Here is a 17,736-nt window from a genome sequence, read left to right as displayed (position 1 = left end):
CAACCCTGCAATCCCCATAAATCATGGAACACGTTTATGAATATGAGAGCCTTTCATTTTTCCTTTATTTTTTTGCTTCTAACAAGCTGCGGGGGCAATAACAATGTTGTCGAAGAGGAAGTGGGGGCGTGCTCGGTTATGCCTGCAACTGACGCGGGATGCGAGCTGTTAAATTTTTCCGATGGCGAAATCATCTCGTACCGACTGCCCATTTTGTATGGTCAATGTCCGGGCGGCGAAACCAGTTTAAATATTACGGTTGCCGGAAAAAACTATACTTGGCCAGTGGAAGAGAGTTATTTTAAAGGTGCTGTTTTATTAGAAAGAGGTGAGAATGATATTTGCCTGCAAAGCTCCACCGGCAGTGTCAGCGCCACCCTCCACTACGAACCTGAAGATAATCCGAAAAAGATCAAAACCATTTACGCTATTGCAGCCAACGACGACGGACAGTTTTTAGCAGCCCCTGGTGTTGCCAATGATTTAGAAACTGCAAAGCAAATAGTGTCGGTTCAAAGTTTGATGATGCAATCGGCGACTGCGGAAATGTTGTATAGAGCCACAGGCACTCATCAAACCTATTCTTTAGTGGAAGATGATGACGGCATGCCGCTGATTGAAGTCTTTGAAGTGCGAGAAACTCGCGACGAGCTTTATGCGATGGAAGGACTGGATATCTACTACTCGTTACAGGAGCAACTGCAAACCGAGGCGCAAAATAACTATAAATATTTGGTGATTATGGGATTTTCGAGTTATGCAGACGGCCAAATGCTCGCTCACGCAGCCCTAGGTGGAGGCAATCTGGGCATTTTTGGCGGCTTGCATTTACATACTTGTCCGAGAACCATAGAAGAAATCCCCTCTCGATTTTCCGACGACACACAGATTGATACTGAAATATTGCCGGATGATAGCGCCTACAGAGGCAGTTATTGGGCAAACTGCTCTACAGGAATGGGGGCGAGCTTACACGAACTTGGCCATACCTTCGGCTTGCCTCATACCGACTATGGAATAATGGCGCGCGGGATTGATCACTTTAATCGTTTATTTATGATCGCTGAGCCCGGCCATAACGGGCCAATTACTATTGACGCGGAGTTTGACGCTGTTTGGCATCCGGACAGTCTGGATATTTTATTTGGAAGTCCGTGGATATTTAATTGATGGATACATAAATTTTGAATGAGCCCAACACTCGAATTCAACTGAGTTTATATATCGCCGGACCTCTCTGCGTGTCGCATACTCGATCCTGTTCAAACGGATTAATTCCGAAGCATGCCACTCTCTGCCGAGAGTGATGAGCTTGCACTTGTTGATATTTCCACACCCATCTCGCGACTTGAATAGCTCAATATAAATCCAATTATTTTGCAGTGTTGCCGAGCGGAAATTTTTGCCGGGCATGGTATTCTGCTGCAATGTATCGACGGAGAAAATGACTTTATCGCTGCTCGCGAATATATCCTGGGAAGCCGTTTAACAGACGGCAATATCCTCATATCACCTTGGGCACATCCGCACAATCCCAAAGCACCTGGAAACAGGTTGACATATACCGGTGAATTACCAGAGAACCTTGAGGTTAGATTCAATTGCATTCATCTAAATTGAACAAATAGCTAAAGCTCCTTGGCTTATTAAAAGGATTTTTAAAATCCAGAAAACAAAATCTCTGCCAGATACATAAAACCACAGTTCCTACAGGGTTTCTGAGCAAATTGGCACTTAACGCCTTATTTATAATTACAACGCTCTGCCCATTACGTGAACGAGCGCACTTCCCTGCTCTACATCTTCCTACACAATAGCTTGGGTTGCCTGCTGACCATTATGGTCATTTTAAAATTATGATAAATGCGGGTATTTGTTTCACATTGGGGCATTTTCAACTCAACTCTTTGAGGAAATAGTTATGTGGACCAAACCATCATTTGAAGATCTTCGTATCGGTTTTGAAGTCACTATGTATTTCAGCAATCGCTGATTGTTGCGCGGCTATGCTTCGGCTAGCCGCGTTTTTCCCTTCTCTATTCATATGAAAATCCGCGTTTTGGGCTCCGCTGCGGGTGGCGGATTTCCTCAGTGGAATTGCAACTGCGCCAATTGTCACGGTGTTCGCCAGGGCACCCTGCGGGCCGTGCCGCGTACGCAATCCTCGATTGCCGTCAGCATGGATGGGGGACATTGGATCCTTTTTAATACGTCGCCGGATATCCGCGCTCAACTTGAAGCCTTCCCAGCTATACAACCGCGCGAAGGCAAACGAGACACGGGTATTGCCGCTATTGTTTTTATGGACAGCCAAATCGATCACACCACAGGTTTGTTGATGCTGCGCGAAGGTTGCCCACATCAAGTGTATTGCACCGATTGTGTATACGAAGATCTGACGAGTGGCTTTCCGATTTTTCGCATTTTGGATGCATGGAACGGCGGGATTCACCGCCACCGCATTGAATTTGATCTACCTTTTTCCATTGCCGGCATTGATGGGCTGAGACTTACACCTGTACCGCTCAGCAGCAAAGCACCGCCCTATTCGCCCCATCGCCTAAATCCCCAACCGGGCGACAATATCGGCATTGTGATTGAAAATTTGCTGAGTCGAAAAAAGGTATTTTATGCACCGGGTTTAGGTGTGGTGGAAAAGCATTTATTGCCTTTAATGCGCGATGCAGATTGCCTGCTGGTGGATGGCACTTTTTGGCGGGAAGATGAAATGACAGTGGCAGGCGTCGGCAGCAAACCGGCGAGCGCCATGGGACATTTGCCGCAATCCGGGCCCGGCGGCATGATTGAGGTTTTAAATACTTTTGCTAAACCGCGCAAAATTCTTATTCATATCAACAACACCAATCCCATTCTCAATGAAGACTCGCCGGAACGCGCAGAGCTTGCACACCACAATATCGAAGTGGCTTACGACGGTATGGAATTGGAGTTTTTTGCATGAGTGGCGCAGAGCAAAAGGCTTGGAGCCGGGAAGAATTTGATACGCGCCTGCGCGCGAAAGGTGCCTATTACCATATTCACCACCCTTTTCACGTGGCCATGAACAGCGGCCGCTGCACGCCGGAACAAATTCGCGGTTGGGTGGCCAATCGTTTTTATTATCAGACGACTATTCCCATCAAAGACGCTGCAATTCTCGCCAATTGTGAAGACCGCGATGCACGACGTTTGTGGGTGCAGCGCATTATTGATCACGACGGCAGCAACGGCGAACAAGGTGGTATTGAAGCCTGGCTGCGCCTTGGCGAAGCCTGCGGCATGGCGCGCGAGGAACTATTGGACCACCGCCATTTGCTCCCCGGCGTGCGTTTTGCCGTGGATGCTTATTTGAACTTTGCCCGCCGCGCAACTTGGCAGGAAGCGGCCTGTTCATCTCTAACGGAATTATTTGCGCCGGATATTCACCAGCGCAGATTGGATAATTGGCCAACTTATTACACCTGGATTGAACCGAGCGGATACCAATATTTCCGCAGCCGCTTGTCTGAAGCGCGCCGCGATGTGGAACATGGCTTGCGCGTCACACTGGATTATTTTGTTACGCGTGAACAGCAGGAACACGCGCTGAATATTCTGCAATTTAAGCTCGATATTTTGTGGAGCATGTTGGATGCCATGACAATGGCCTACGTCCACCAGACTCCGCCCTATCACAATTGCGATCGACCGATTTATGAGTGAAACGCTTTTGCCGAAGAAAGAATGGATTCCGACGATTCACTCCCACTTTCGCCTGCAATGGGAAGAGACGCAGCAAGCCTATGTATTGCTGTATCCCGAGGGCATGATCAAGCTTAATTTCAGCGGCGGGGAAATTCTGTCCCGCTGCAATGGAAAGTCCACCATTCAAACGATTATCGAGGACTTACAACACCAATTCCCGGATGCACACAATATCGAACAGGATGTCTTGGAATTTCTTTCAATTGCTTTTGGAAAACAATGGCTGACGACTTATGATTAAACAACGACATTTGCATTATTTAATGCAGGACCTATCCAATCGAAAACATTCGGTGCTTTATCCCGCCGGGAATAGAACGCCTACCGCCCCATCCCAGACCCAGACCTATCCCTGGTTGGATTCGCCCCGACCACAGAAACATTTAGCCGATGTCCGGTCGGATGATAAGGAATCCTTCGATAAAGCCGGATAGTTGTTTTCTCTTTTCCAGACGTCGCGATCCGAAGTCGCGATGTGAATGTGGTTCTTTTCTATGAAAACTGCGCCCTTTTGGTTGTTAGCCGAACTCACCTACCGCTGCCCGCTGCAATGCCCTTATTGCTCCAATCCAATCGAGATTGCGCAAATCAATAACGAATTGGATACAGAAACATGGTTTCGCGTAATGCGCGAAGCGCGCCAACTGGGCGCGGTGCAATTGGGATTTTCTGGCGGTGAGCCCTTGGTGCGCGAAGATCTGCCGGAGCTGGTAGCCGAAGGCAGAAGACTCGGCTATTACACTAATTTAATTACCTCCGGCGTGGGAATGACAGCCGATAAAGTGGCAAATTTAAAAGCTGCCGGCTTAGATCATATTCAGGTGAGCTTCCAGGCGAGCAGCGCCGAACTGAATAATTTTTTCGCCGGCAGCGATAAAGCTTTTGCGCAAAAAATTGCTATGGCAAAAGAGATCAAACGTCACGGCTACCCGATGGTGCTGAATTTTGTTTTGCATCGACAGAATGTTGATCAGGTCGCGCAGATACTGGATTTATCCATGGAATTGCAGGCTGACTATGTGGAACTCGCCAACACCCAATATTACGGCTGGGCGTTTCACAATCGACAGCAGCTATTGCCGACGCGAGAACAATTACAAAAAGCGGAAGCCGTGGTAGCACAGTACCGAGAAAAATTCGGCGCGCGCAGGAAAATTATTTTTGTAGTGCCGGATTATTACGAAACCAGACCCAAACGTTGCATGAACGGTTGGGGCAATATTTTTCTTACTATCACACCGGATGGTACCGCCCTGCCCTGCCACAGCGCGCGGCAACTGCCGTTTGAATTTCCCAATGTGCGGCATCACAACATTGGCTATATCTGGCGCGACTCACCGGGATTCAATCAATTTCGCGGCAATGAGTGGATGCGCGAGCCCTGCCGCAGCTGTCCGGAAAAGGAAAAAGATTTTGGCGGCTGCCGCTGTCAGGCTTTTATGCTCACAGGCGATGCGGCCAATACAGATCCGGTATGCGATAAAAGCCCGTTGCATCACACCATTACCGAGGTAATCGACAAGGCTTATATTGGCGACGCCACACCATTGTTATTTCGCAATATGCAGAATTCCAAAAACCTGATCGCCAGCGATCACATTTCATCGTGACCAGAAACTTCCGCTCCCGCATCCTTTGGCAAACGCAAAAAAGCCAGGGAAGCACCTGCCACCACCAATCCCATCACCGCAAAAGCGACGGAAAAATCCATCAGCGCGAGAGTGTCGCGTTGTGACAGCACGCGCGAGACATTGAGCAAAATCGCGCTCATAGCAATGGCCAACACCATGGCAATTTGCATTAGCATGGAAGAGAGCGTCGACGCGGAGCTGCGCAAAGCGGCGGGAACATCCGCGAACGAAAGCGTATTCAACGCGGTGTACTGCATGGAACGGGTAAGACCCGCGAAAAACAGAATCGCCATAATCACCAGTTTCGGTATTTCCGGAGCGAAGGTGGCGCAGGCACAAATCGACACGCCGCACAAAACACCGTTGATCACCAAAACATTGCGGAAGCCGAAACATTTCAGTGCAGCTGTGGTGACGGTTTTCATACCCAGATTGCCAAGAAAATAGACGAACACATAACTGCCTGCTTCCACCGGTGTATAACCAAACCCAAGTTGCAGTAGCAAAGGAAGCAAAAACGGCGTCGCATTGATGCCCATACGCACATAAGTGCCCGCGGAAATATTGGTGATGGCAAATGTGTGAATGCGAAAGGTGCGCAAATTTAACAGCGGCTGGGAGACATGATGAAAATGCCTTATAGCCACCCAACCCAACAATCCCCCAACCGCAGCGAGTATGCCCGCAGGTGCCCAGCCGATCCATTGATGCGCTAGGGATTCAAGGCCCAACAACAAACAAATCAATGCGCTGGCAGACAGCACAAAACCTTTGGGATCAAAAGCTCGCCGCCCTACGGGGGGCGTGCTGGGAATCAGACGCAGCACCAATATAAATGCAATCAATCCCAGCGGCAGGTTGATTAAAAAATTCCAGCGCCAGGAAAAATAGGTAGTAATAAAACCACCGATTACAGGGCCTATGACCGGCGCCGTCAATGCTGGCCATGTGATCACGGACATAGCCCGCACCAGCTCCGTCTTGGGTGCGTGGTTTAATACCAGCACCCGGCCTATAGGCGTCATAAGCGCACCGCCAAGCCCCTGCACCGCGCGAGCCAAAACAAATTCCCACAAATTTCCGGCAACTCCGCAGGCAACCGAAGCCAGGGAAAAGAGCACTATGGAAAACAGAAAAATCCGCCGCGCGCCGAAACGGTCGGAAAGCCAACCAGCTAGGGGCACAAAGGCCGCGACCGACAGCAAATAAATGCTGATGCCAATACTCAGTTCGACGGGTTTGACGTCGAAGGTTTGCGCCATACGAGGCAGAGAGGTGGCGATGATTGCACTGTCGAGCAGCACCATAAAAAAGGTGCCACCAACGATCAATGCGATACGACGGGCTTGCTTGTTTAAGGATTCGCCAGGCATGTCAGATACATGTGTCGTTGGGAGAAGATGCAATTTAACACAGCAAGCTGCGTGATTGAGTTGGATTCCCCCCTTTACCAATCCAGCTTTGACGCACGCATATGGGAGCCGTTTTAGATATCCGCCTTCGATTTATGAATTTCCCCTGTCAAAGGCAGTACAACTCGAAATAACGCCCCTTCTCCAGGCTCACTGACGACATCTATATTCCCACCGTGCGCCATCGCCAATTGTTTAGCAATATAGAGCCCCATACCCAGTCCTTCGCGCACATTGGAGGAATCCAGGCGTTCAAACTTATCGAAAATTTTCTCTTGCGCTTCCGGTGCTATGCCTTGGCCGTGATCGCGCACCTGAATTTCCGCCACGCCGTCGTAGGTGCACAAGGCAATTTCCACGTGTTTTCCACCCCCATAGCGGTAGGCATTGGTCAACAAATTGACAATGATCTGCTCGACCCTAAATTCATCCCAAAAGCCGATCACATTTTCCTCGGCCGCCAAGCACAGTTCACATCCCGCAGCGCGCGCTTGCAATGCGGTGCCTTCCACCAGACGTTGCAACAATAGCGACAAATTGGTTTCCGCCGGACGAATGCTCAATTTGCCGCTTTTGATACGCGATGTATCCACCATATCGCTGATCAGGCGGATCATACTGCGAATTTGCAATGCATCGCGTTCGATCATCAAACGCAAATTATCTGGCGAAAACGCCTGAAAATCTCCGCGCTCAATCTGCATTTGCCGCAATTGGGTATCAACATACAAAGTGTTGAGCGGCGTTCTTAATTCGTGCGCAACTATGGACATAAAGTCATCGCGCATTTTCAGCGCGTGTTCGAGCTCGGCTTTGGTCTGGGCGAGAATACGACGATTTTCTTCCAGAATGGTCAATTGACGTTTGACTTCATTGCGCTGTTGATAGAGTGCAACAAATACATTGACCTTGCTTTTTACCGCGGCTATATCCAGCGGTTTATGCAGAAAATCCACGGCGCCGGTTTCATAACCTTTAAAGGCGTAATTCAGTTCCCGTCCCCCGGCACTAACAAAAACAATAGGGATATGCCGGGTTTTTTCCGTACCGCGCATTAATTCCGCCAATTCAAATCCGTTCATGCCAGGCATCATCACATCCAAAATTGCCAGGGCAAATTCGTGCTCCAGCAATAAAGCGAGTGCGGCCTCCCCGGATTGAGCCGAATAAATAAGACGGTCCTCCTGCTCAATGATTTTGCTGAGCGCCTGCAGATTTTCGGGCAAATCATCTACGATCAGCAGTTTGGCTTTTTGATCATCCAACATGACTTTGTGGTCATCCGACATTAACAGTCTCCAGGAGAAAAACCAGCGTCCGGATTTGCTGCAACGATAAAATCTGCTGCGGCGTAAATAAATCAATTGCGGCTTGCGGCATGATGGAAAACTCGGCTTCGTCTGGGTCTTGGACCACAGTGAAACCACCTGAACTGGCAATACATGCCATGCCCTCCGCGCCGTCCTCACTGGCCCCGGTGAGCAGAATTCCCAGCAGAGCAGAACCGTAGGCATCCGCTGCGGACATCATGAGATAGTCAATGGATGGCCGGGAAAAATAGCGAGGTTCTTCCCGGCTGAGAGAAAACCAACGGCCCTTTTCGATGGAAAGATGATAACCGGGCACAGCGAAATACACTGTGCCCGGCACCACGAAAGCTTTGTCCTGGGCAAATACCACTGGCGGCGCGAGATTGTGAGCAAACACTTCAGCCAATTTGCTTTGTTTATCTTCCGCTACGTGTAACACAACTATGATAGGAATTCGCATGTTGCGCGGCAGCGGCGACAAAATCGCCAGTAATGCACTGACGCCGCCGGCAGATGCCCCAATAACTATGGCTTCCATCTCGTGCTGACGACCGTTCATAAATTCCTGTAACGACATAGATTCGCTCATGCCGGTTTGCGCCTATTTCTTGCGGTATATTCGCCAGGGTTTATCGAGCGGTTCGAACAGACTTCCGACTTCGGAAAATTCAATATTCTCCTTGCTGCCCAAACCTAAAAATCCGCGATGGCACAGAGATTCATGAAACAGCCGCAATGCCCGCTCCTGCAGGTCATGGTTGAAATAAATCATCACATTGCGACAGCTGACGAACTGCGTTTCGGAAAACACATTGTCGGTCGCCAAACTATGGTCGGCAAAAGTCACGTTTTCACACAGGCTGCGATCGAGAATCGCCGCATCGTAAGCAGCGGTGAAATAATCCGAAAAGGAGTATTTTCCGCCGGCTGCGCGATAATTCGTCGCATAGGTGCGTATTCGGTTCGAAGGAAAAATGCCTTTGCGCGCTTTTTCCAGCACCGCAGGATTGATATCCGTTGCGTACAAAAGAGTGCGGGACAGCAAGCCTTCTTCTTTCAGAACAATCGCGAGTGAATATAACTCTTCTCCGGTACTGCAACCGGCAACCCAGATTTTCAATGACGGATAGGTTTTAAGAAACGGCACCACTTTTTCCCGCAGAGCGAGAAAATACTCCGGATCGCGAAACATTTCCGTGGTGGGAATCGTCAGGTATTGCAATAAACGTGAGAAAAACTCCGGCTCGTGCAAAATCCGCGCTTGCAATTCGGAAATGGACGCACAGTTCAGTTGGCGCAACGCGTGTAAAACACGGCGTTTCTGCGACGCCATGGAATAGCTGCGAAAATCGTAGTTGTAACGTCGATAAATAGCTTCCATCAACAAGGGAAGTTCAATATCAACAGTTGCGTCTTTGGTCTTGGGCATTACAGACGTTCCAAATTAGGCATCCATACACGCAGCAACGAATACAACCGGTCTATGTCGATGGGCTTGGCCATATAATCCGACGCACCGGCTTTCAAACACTGCTCCTGGTCATCTTTCATGGCTTTGGCGGTAATCGCGATAATCGGCAGTTTCTGGAAACGCGGATCGCTGCGGATACGCCGCATCGCCTCCAGACCATCCATACCGGGCATCATGATGTCCATCAAAATCAAATCTATATCGGCAATGGTTTGCACTTTTTCCACCGCCTCAAAACCATCGCGCGCCACTTCCACGGTTGCGCCTTTTTGTTCCAGGGCGCCGGTCAGAGCAAAAATATTGCGCACGTCGTCATCTACCAGAAGAATTCGTCGTCCTTCGATGGCGCTGTCGCGACTGCGCACGGTTTTCAGCATGGTTTGGCGCTCTACCGATAAATCCGATTCCACTTTGTGCAGGAACAAAGTGACTTCGTCCAGCAAACGCTCCGGCGAACGCGCGCCTTTGATAATGATGGAGCGGGAATATTTCAGCAGCTCATTTTCTTCCGCTCGGGAGAGATTGCGACCGGTATAAACAATCACTGGAGGGAAGGAACAAATCACTTCGCTCGACATACGCTTGAGCAATTCGTGACCTTGCATATCCGGCAATTTCAGGTCGATGATCATGCAGTCGAAAATGGTATTGCGCAGCAGTTCCAAAGCTTCGCCACCCATTTCCACTGCCGTGATTTCAATATCTTCCTCACCAATTAATTGACGGATGCTTTCGCGCTGCAGCGCGTCGTCTTCCACCAATAAAACCCGCTTCATTTTGCGCGTCAGTTTTTCTTCGATTTTTTCAAACATCTTTTGCAGACTTTCGCGCGTCGCGGGTTTTACCGCATAACCCACCGCGCCCATTTGCAAGGCGGACTCGGTGCGATCTGCTGCGGATACCACATGCACCGGAATATGGCGCGTAGTGGAATTGCGCTTGAGTTTTTGCAGCACGGTCATACCAGAGGCATCGGGCAATCCCAGATCGAGCAATATGGCATCCGGCAATATTTCCGACGCAAGACGCAAACCATCGGCGGCGGTCAAGGCCACCACACATTGATAACCGAGGTCGCACGCGAGTTTGTAAAGTACATGGGCAAACTCGGCATCATCTTCAATAACCAATACGGAACGTCCCGCAGGATCGATCTTTCCGCGATCATCGACGAAAGACAGTTCCGCCGCTGGCGCATTCGAATTCTGCGCCGCAAGTTCGTGCGCGGATAATTCATAAGGCGCACTCGCGCTGGCGGTTTTTGCAGAAGTGGATACCTGCGGCTGAGGTTTTTCCGGCGGCAGATTTTCCGCCTGGGATTCTTGATATTCGGCGGGCAAATATAAAGTGAAGGTACTGCCGGCTCCGGGGGTGCTAAGCAAATCAATGTTGCCACCGAGCAATTTGGCGAGATCACGCGAAATAGAGAGGCCGAGCCCAGTGCCGCCGTAGCGGCGATTGATGCCGCCTTCGGCCTGTTGAAATGCTTCAAAAATAATGTCCTGCTGATCCGGCGCTATACCAATGCCGGTGTCGCTGACTGCAAAGGCAATCTGGCCATCGGCAGCTGCGCTGATCTTTAAGGAAATTTGCCCGGATTCGGTGAATTTTATGGCGTTGGACAGCAGATTTTTGAGTATCTGCTCGAGCCGCTGGCGATCCGTTACGATCGAATGCAAACCAGAATTGGTAATTTCCATTACCAGCGCCAGTTTTTTCTGCATGGCCAGCGGTTCAAACACCAACTGCAAATCCTGCAGCAGGCGACGCAGATCAATATATTCTGGGCGCAATTCCAATTTGCCCGCTTCCACCTTGGAAATATCCAGAATATCGTTGATCAGATTCAACAGATCGTTACCGGCGGAATAAATGCTGCGGGCAAATTGCACTTGCTCTTCGTCGAGGTTGCCCCTGGCATTTTCCGCGAGGATTTTGGCCAGGATCATCGAGCTGTTCAGCGGCGTGCGCAGCTCGTGCGACATATTGGCGAGGAATTCGGATTTGTATTTGCTGGCTTTTTGCAGTTCCGCCGCACGTTCTTCCAATGCAGCCTGAATAGCGTTGAGTGCGCGATTTTTCTCGTCGAGTACGGTTGCCTGCTCCAGCAATTTTTCGTTGGTTTGTTCCAGCTCTGCCTTCTGGTTTTCCAACATGGTTTGCGATTCTTCCAAAACGCGCGACTGCTCTTCCAGCTCTTCGTTTGCCGTGCGCAATTCTTCCTGCTGCACTTGTAATTCTTCATTGAGCTGTTGCGTTTGTTCCAGGGCGTTTTGCAAACGCCGGCGGTACAGGGATGATTCCACAGTGGTGCCGATGGTGCCGGCAATCAGCTGTAAAAACTCCAATTCACGCGGCGAAGGACGACGCAGAAAACCCAGTTCCAAAACACCGTTGGGCGAGCCGTCGTGGGTAATCGGCAACACCAAAATATAACGCGGCGTAGTATCGCCAAGACCTGTGCTTACTTTTAAATAATTAGCCGGCACCTCGTCCAATTGGATCATGCGGTTGGCAAACAAGGCCTGCTCCACCAGACTGTCGCTTTCACCAATCACTTGCGGAATTTGGCTCGCTTCTTTGCTCAAACCGTAGGTTGCCACTCTTTGCAACCCGGCCTCTTCTTCCGTGCGCACATACATGGCACCCACCACGGAATTGATATAGCTACCGAGAAAATCCAGCACTATGCGGCCGAGCACGGGTAAGGATAAGCGCCCAATGGTTTTTTCCGCTAACCGCACTTGCCCCGAGCGATGCCACGCCTGTTGTTCCAACAATTCCGTGTGCTCGCGGCTTTCTTGCAGGGCTTTGCTGTAGACGCGGGAAAGTCCCAGCAGCTCGCGCCGCCCTAAATAAGCCAGCAATGCGGTGACTATAATGCTGAGAACCAAATAGAGTCCTATGGCGATTGTTCCCCGGCCACTCACACTGTCATTGCGCTGTTGTAGTGTCAGTTTTTCCGCATCCTTGAATTCAATAATACCGCGGCGAAATTCCGCTCCTTCCGTCTTACCGCGCGTGCGCACCAATGCAGCAAAATTCTGATTGGTGTCCTTCAATTCAATCGAGTTTTGCGCGTATGCACTCCACTCTTTCAGCGAATTGCTGATGCTATTCAAGCGCTCCACTTGCACTGCGTTGCTTTTCACCAGTCCATGGGCCGCGTCTATTTCGGCTCCCAACCCGTCTTTGGCGATCTCCAATGCATCGAGAAATTCCTGGTCACCGGTAATCAAATAACCGCGCAAAGCCGCCTGCATATCGCCCGCCAGATTGACCATCTGATTTGCGTGCGTGACCACTTCTTCTGTGTGTTTGGCTGCGCGCAGCACAGATACCAGTGACATTGCCAAAACCGTAAATAAAACAACATTGATCAGCCCGGCCACCAAAGGCATGGCGACGTTGCGGGTAAGAATTCGCTGAAAACCTACTTGATCAACGGGGGACAATTCAGACTTGGACACTTTTTATCAACGCCTGTAAGGGCCTTTTCAACACCCGCTAGGGTATTTGTAAGGCTTGATGATGGACGGTTGGAGGCCCATTACGGAGCGCCACCCAACGATACAGAGAATCTAGAGCAACCGGCATTTCGCCACTGTGCGATGACCCTCTTAAGGTGGCGGATCAGCTCAGTTTTGGGACGCGAAACAAAGGGATGGATTATGCGGAACAAGTACTTACTCCCGCAACGCGAGCTTGCGGGAGTTGTGAAGTCAGAAGAAGAAATAGACTTAATGCTTCATAGACACGCAGGATGGCAACGCGCACAAATAGTTTTTACGCAAAAAATTATCTCAAGGCTGCCGTGGATCTAAAAATCAGCGCGATTCCAATGTCCAATCGCGATAATGGCCACTTACATTGAGCATTGCCAACATATACAACATGCCATCGTAATAACGGTAGAACCCTTCCGGGGCTTTTTTCTTCCATAAAGCCTGTACAAATTCCTCGCGGCGCGGATGGGTGGCTGCCATGCTGGCGGTCGCGTTCATGGCGATTAACGCCGTTGACTGTCCGCCACCGAGAGATTTTCCATCCAGGCTGTAAAGGCTCTGGTATTTATCCAACCCTTCCCGGTGAAAAAACGCCTGGATTCGATCGCTCAATTCCTGCTGCCGCGGGTCTTTCTTCCACCATGCCCAATCCATGGACCAATTCATGGCGGTGCGCCAAGCATCGTAGCGAAAATCCACCGATTCCCTGCGCCAGGGCGCAGCCCAGGGACGGCCGTCGAATTCGCCATAATCCGGTGTCAGGCCGGTGAGCGGGTGTGCGGCTTTGACGAAATAGTCGCGGCTGACCGCCGCAGCGCGCCGCCAGAAATCCCGATCCTTACGCGGCCCTACCCGCGCCCAGACTTCGTAAAACGCCGGCAGATGGTAGGACGCATCCGTGCGCTCGGAATAGATGCCGTCCGGTGTAAAGCGCACCATGGCGTGCTCCAGACTGAAAAGATTGCCAGCGCTTTTCACCTCGCCATTTTGCAGTGATCCCTTGATCAGCGGCTTGTGCAGCAAGCTGGTGAGAATCCTATCCGCCCAGGTTTTGTAGTCGTAGATGCCTTTGCCATTGCCCCAGCGGGCAGCGGCGAAATAAAGCGCTGTGGCGAAATATTCTTCACCGTCCGGCGCAGGCATTTCGTCTTTGGGCACGCCGCCGGGCGAGAGTGACCAGGCAAAGTAGCCAGAGGCGGGATGCTTTTTATTGCTGTGGTACATGTAGGTGACGGACCAGTTCCACAGGGCGTCGAAATCCGCTTTTTTATCCAGTTGCACCGCGACCATCATGCCGTAGGACATACCCTCAGAGCGCACGTCTTCATTGGCAACGTCGAATATGTAGGCCAAAGGGCCATCGGCATTTTTGCCCGCCGGATAGAACACCCGCTGGTCGTCTGGCCGTCCATGGAACAGCTGCTGGTAGTCTGCTTCCAATCTGGCCTCAATCTCCGCAGGCGATAAACCTAATCCCACCAACAGATTGGGTGAACGACCGGACGCGTCAGCCGCGGCTTTGCCAGCCTCAGGCTTGGTGTAGCCAACCCAGGGTGCTAGGCAAATCGCAATAAAGAAGATGGCCTTAACGGCTTCCACCCGCCTTAAAAACATAATCTATTCCCGGAATAGCGTCTTATTCGTCGGCAATTGCATATTGTTAAAATGAGCATATGCCACATCTCCGTTAAGTCAAATCACACGCCCTGTGCCACTTTTTGCCGTATTAATCCTACTGTCGATCTGGCCTAGGCTGCTGCGACTAGTGAATACCGATAACAGGTAATCATTCACCGATGGAGAACACTTTGATGATCAGCACCCATATCTATCTCAACTTCCAAGGCAATACCGAAGAGGCATTCAACTTCTACCGCAGTGTCTTTGGTGGAGAATTTTTAAGTGTGATTCGATTTCGTGATTTTCCCGGTAACTCAATGGGTGTGGCGGAACAAGAGCTGGACAAAATCGCCCATATCGTCTTGCCACTCGGCCCACATGTTTCACTGATGGCCACGGATTCAGTGGTCTCATGGAGTAGACCATTTGTCCGAGGCAATAATTTCTACATCAACCTGGAAACTGAATCCATACAAGAGACCAACACACTATTTGCCGCGTTAAGTGAGGGAGGAAGTGTGGAAATGACTCCACAGGAAACGGAATGGGCCGAATGTTACGCAATCTGCAGTGACAAATTTGGTACCCAATGGATGCTGAATTACACGGGTGCAAAAAGGTTTGGATAAAAGAACAGCATCACATCTTGCACAGCGTCCCGCATCTAAACTCTAATAGGCGTCACGAAAACACATCCTTAGGTTATCGCTCACCGCCTCAGTGTTGGTCGAGCAGTTAAAGACTATAGCTATGACCAACATTATCGATATCAGCAATATTCCGGACGTACGCGACGGACTGACGCGCAAAGAGCGCATTATTCTGTATTGTTTGAAAAAAGCGCAGGAAGAAATGGGCGGGCGCAATGTACCCACCATCATGCTGTATGGCCGGGTTGTGGAATTAGTGGATATCAGTCAGGAAGAATTTCAGATGCTATTGAGTCGAATGACGGGCATACACGGCGGTCATTCGCGACCTTGAACATACGCACACAAAAAAGAGCCGTAAAAACGGCTCTTTACAATATTATTGGATGGAAATTAAGGCTACGGATTCGGATTATAGGGCTTATTTGAGGATAATTTTACCGTGGTATAAATTGAATAAAGCGCAGCAGCTCCCACCAAAATATACACAATACGAGACAATAAGCTCATAGGCCCAAAAATCGCTGCAACCAAGTCGAAGCTAAACAATCCAACAAGCCCCCAATTAACTCCTCCGACAATTAACAAGACCAAAGCCACACGGTCCAAAGTGCTCATGCGGCTGCGAGCCAAATTACCTGCGCGGCGGTCCGGAATTACGCGTCGTTCTGGAATATGCGCCGTTGTAGCCATAATGGATTCCTCCAAAAATTATTGTTTTTAATTCGGAACATCTTACTTACGCCTAGTAAAGGCAATGGCTGTGCCACCAATAACCAACGACCATACCGAACAAAAATGCGGCATAAGCACGACAAAAGTTGCTTTTAACCGCAGGTTGTAGAAATTATTACATCGAGCTTGCCATTAACGACAAAAAAATATTGCAATTTGGCGACGGATCTTAGGCAAACTGCTATCGGAACAAACCTTGCTAACTCATCTTAGAATTGCAATAGAAACCAGCCGGGTCGCGGCACCGTAATCGCAACAGGTGAACACTGAGGAAACTATGTCAAAAACACTGAATGAATTGATGATCTGGACACAGGAGTTTCATCGCGAAATGGCGGAGCGATTCCAACAAGCCGCAAAGGCAACAACTAATGAGCGCTCGCGTATGCTGTTGGAATATTTGGCTGGTCATGAAAATCAGTTGGAAGAACTGGTTGAACGCTTTCGGGAAAAAGCACCGGAAAATGCGCTGAATACACTTATCAGCGAATATAAGGAACAATTTCATCCCTCCAAACACGACAGCCGCAACCATCCATATGCAACCATGGAAACGGGCGACATTTTGCACGAGCTGGAGGAACAGCACCGCCGAGTCATCCGGCTATATGACCATTTTGAGGATTTTGTGCAGGGTTCCGCTCGGGAAGTCTTAACCCAACTGGTCGAGCAGGAAGAACAGACCCTATTGCAGATGGTGCAGAGCGCGAATCGTTTAGAAGATATTTAATCACCCTAAGCCCTTCTTTAGCGGGGCGCAGCTTGCCTATCCTCTGGCAAACCTTTACAGTGCGCCCCTCTTTGTCTTCACTTATCTCTGTTGGTCTCCGCTTTTCCCCGGTGTGTTCTGATGTCCTCCCCTTCTCTCTACGCTGATTTGTCGCATTATTACGATCTGCTCTGCTCAAATATCGATTACCACGAGCAATGCGACTTTGTATTGCGGGCCAATTCTCTTTGGGGCAACGGGGGCAAACAGTATCTGGATTTGGCTTGCGGCTCCGGCATGTTGTTAGCGCATTTTTCCGATGCCGGATTTTCCTGTAATGGATTGGATATCAGCCAGGATATGTTGGACATGGCAGCTGACCGCTGCCCTTCGGCAAATCTGATATGTCTCGATATGAGTGAGATCGATTTGCATAATTCGATGGATTTGATCAGCTGCTTTTTATATTCAATTCATTATTGTTCCTCCGTCGCCGCGCTGCAGAAAACCTTTAAAAATATTTATGCCGCCCTCGCCCCTGGCGGCGTGTTTTGTTTTGATGCGGTAGATAAAGATTGCATAGCCAACGATGACGGCCATTATCACTATTTAACTCTACCCAACCATAATCAGCTGCGTTTTCAAACTCGCTGGCACTACAGCGGCGAAGGCGATGATCTAGATTTGCATATCGATATTCGTGAGACGGCAGGCGAAAGCCAGCGTCACTATCAAGAAAAACACTCCATGACCGCCGTCAACATTATCAATATTCGGCAGATGTTGGAAAACGAAGGATTCGAAGTGCAGATACTGGAACACGATTTCGCACGCTTACGAGAATGGCAGGGCGAAAACGGTAACGTGGTGTTTTGCGCGGTTAAAGCCGCTTAAGTTCATGTCTGGTCTATAGATAAGGTTCGCCCTGGTCTAATTGTTGCGTCCTCT

The 17,736-nt window shown here is 49.8% G+C and carries 17 protein-coding genes; 10 read left to right on the top strand and 7 right to left on the bottom strand.

Annotation, left to right across the window (positions count from 1 at the left end):
- Positions 1 to 36 precede the first annotated feature (36 nt).
- The 6 genes from DWB84_RS06920 to pqqE all read left to right on the top strand — a co-directional run bounded on the left by DWB84_RS06920 (position 37) and on the right by pqqE (position 5,354).
- Positions 37 to 1,170: a hypothetical protein gene (locus tag DWB84_RS06920; protein WP_187409056.1), complete on the top strand. Its 1,134-nt coding sequence runs from the start codon at positions 37 to 39 to the stop codon at positions 1,168 to 1,170.
- A 751-nt stretch (positions 1,171 to 1,921) separates the two neighbouring features.
- Positions 1,922 to 1,993, top strand: coding sequence for a pyrroloquinoline quinone precursor peptide PqqA (gene pqqA / locus DWB84_RS06915; RefSeq protein ID WP_187409567.1), 72 nt, complete (start codon positions 1,922 to 1,924; stop codon positions 1,991 to 1,993).
- A gap of 51 nt (positions 1,994 to 2,044) precedes the next feature.
- Positions 2,045 to 2,962: a pyrroloquinoline quinone biosynthesis protein PqqB gene (pqqB, locus tag DWB84_RS06910; protein ID WP_187409055.1), complete on the top strand. Its 918-nt coding sequence runs from the start codon at positions 2,045 to 2,047 to the stop codon at positions 2,960 to 2,962.
- A complete protein-coding gene (gene pqqC, locus DWB84_RS06905) occupies positions 2,959 to 3,702 on the top strand; it encodes a pyrroloquinoline-quinone synthase PqqC (RefSeq protein ID WP_187409054.1) in 744 nt (247 codons plus the stop codon). The genes pqqB and pqqC overlap by 4 nt, the downstream gene beginning before the upstream one ends.
- Positions 3,695 to 3,985, top strand: a complete 291-nt coding sequence (pqqD, locus tag DWB84_RS06900) for a pyrroloquinoline quinone biosynthesis peptide chaperone PqqD (protein WP_187409053.1) — start codon at positions 3,695 to 3,697, stop codon at positions 3,983 to 3,985. The genes pqqC and pqqD overlap by 8 nt, the downstream gene beginning before the upstream one ends.
- 253 nt (positions 3,986 to 4,238) lie before the next feature.
- Positions 4,239 to 5,354 (top strand): pyrroloquinoline quinone biosynthesis protein PqqE, encoded by a 1,116-nt coding sequence (gene pqqE / locus DWB84_RS06895; RefSeq protein WP_255428887.1) that lies wholly within the window; start codon positions 4,239 to 4,241, stop codon positions 5,352 to 5,354.
- Here pqqE and DWB84_RS06890 read toward each other — a convergent pair.
- From DWB84_RS06890 to DWB84_RS06865, 6 genes are all read right to left on the bottom strand, one after another.
- Entirely contained in the window at positions 5,339 to 6,748 is a 1,410-nt protein-coding gene (locus DWB84_RS06890) for an MFS transporter (protein WP_187409051.1), read from the bottom strand. The genes pqqE and DWB84_RS06890 overlap by 16 nt on opposite strands.
- A 113-nt stretch (positions 6,749 to 6,861) precedes the next feature.
- Positions 6,862 to 8,076, bottom strand: a complete 1,215-nt coding sequence (locus DWB84_RS06885; RefSeq protein WP_222868076.1) for a hybrid sensor histidine kinase/response regulator — start codon at positions 8,074 to 8,076, stop codon at positions 6,862 to 6,864.
- Complete coding sequence (locus DWB84_RS06880; RefSeq protein WP_222868075.1) at positions 8,066 to 8,686, bottom strand: chemotaxis protein CheB; 621 nt, start codon at positions 8,684 to 8,686, stop codon at positions 8,066 to 8,068. Before DWB84_RS06880 ends, DWB84_RS06885 begins: the two co-directional genes overlap by 11 nt.
- A 12-nt stretch (positions 8,687 to 8,698) precedes the next feature.
- The gene (locus tag DWB84_RS06875; RefSeq protein ID WP_187409050.1) at positions 8,699 to 9,526 is read right to left on the bottom strand and encodes a protein-glutamate O-methyltransferase CheR; all 828 of its coding nucleotides are present in this window, start codon (positions 9,524 to 9,526) and stop codon (positions 8,699 to 8,701) included.
- Entirely contained in the window at positions 9,526 to 13,038 is a 3,513-nt protein-coding gene (locus DWB84_RS06870) for a response regulator (protein WP_222868074.1), read from the bottom strand. Before DWB84_RS06870 ends, DWB84_RS06875 begins: the two co-directional genes overlap by 1 nt.
- A 357-nt stretch (positions 13,039 to 13,395) precedes the next feature.
- A complete protein-coding gene (locus tag DWB84_RS06865) occupies positions 13,396 to 14,688 on the bottom strand; it encodes a glycosyl hydrolase family 8 (protein WP_187409049.1) in 1,293 nt (430 codons plus the stop codon).
- Between the two features lie 197 nt (positions 14,689 to 14,885).
- Here DWB84_RS06865 and DWB84_RS06860 point away from each other — a divergent pair, with 197 nt between their 5' ends.
- Both DWB84_RS06860 and DWB84_RS06855 read left to right on the top strand, forming a co-directional pair.
- Entirely contained in the window at positions 14,886 to 15,323 is a 438-nt protein-coding gene (locus DWB84_RS06860; RefSeq protein ID WP_187409563.1) for a VOC family protein, read from the top strand.
- Between the two features lie 121 nt (positions 15,324 to 15,444).
- A complete protein-coding gene (locus tag DWB84_RS06855) occupies positions 15,445 to 15,678 on the top strand; it encodes a hypothetical protein (protein WP_187409048.1) in 234 nt (77 codons plus the stop codon).
- Between the two features lie 65 nt (positions 15,679 to 15,743).
- Here the strand turns inward: DWB84_RS06855 and DWB84_RS06850 are convergent, their stop codons facing one another.
- Positions 15,744 to 16,037, bottom strand: a complete 294-nt coding sequence (locus DWB84_RS06850; protein ID WP_187409047.1) for a DUF378 domain-containing protein — start codon at positions 16,035 to 16,037, stop codon at positions 15,744 to 15,746.
- A gap of 319 nt (positions 16,038 to 16,356) precedes the next feature.
- Between DWB84_RS06850 and DWB84_RS06845 the strand changes: the two genes are divergently transcribed.
- Entirely contained in the window at positions 16,357 to 16,809 is a 453-nt protein-coding gene (locus DWB84_RS06845; RefSeq protein ID WP_187409046.1) for a hypothetical protein, read from the top strand.
- Between the two features lie 120 nt (positions 16,810 to 16,929).
- The gene (locus DWB84_RS06840) at positions 16,930 to 17,682 is read left to right on the top strand and encodes a class I SAM-dependent methyltransferase (protein ID WP_187409045.1); all 753 of its coding nucleotides are present in this window, start codon (positions 16,930 to 16,932) and stop codon (positions 17,680 to 17,682) included.
- Positions 17,683 to 17,736: the final 54 nt, after the last annotated feature.

The organism is Saccharophagus sp. K07 (assembly GCF_014336955.1).
Taxonomy (GTDB): Bacteria; Pseudomonadota; Gammaproteobacteria; order Pseudomonadales; family Cellvibrionaceae; genus UBA5868.
Note: the sequence above shows the minus strand (reverse complement) of the source record. Positions and strands in the feature narration are given on the sequence as shown.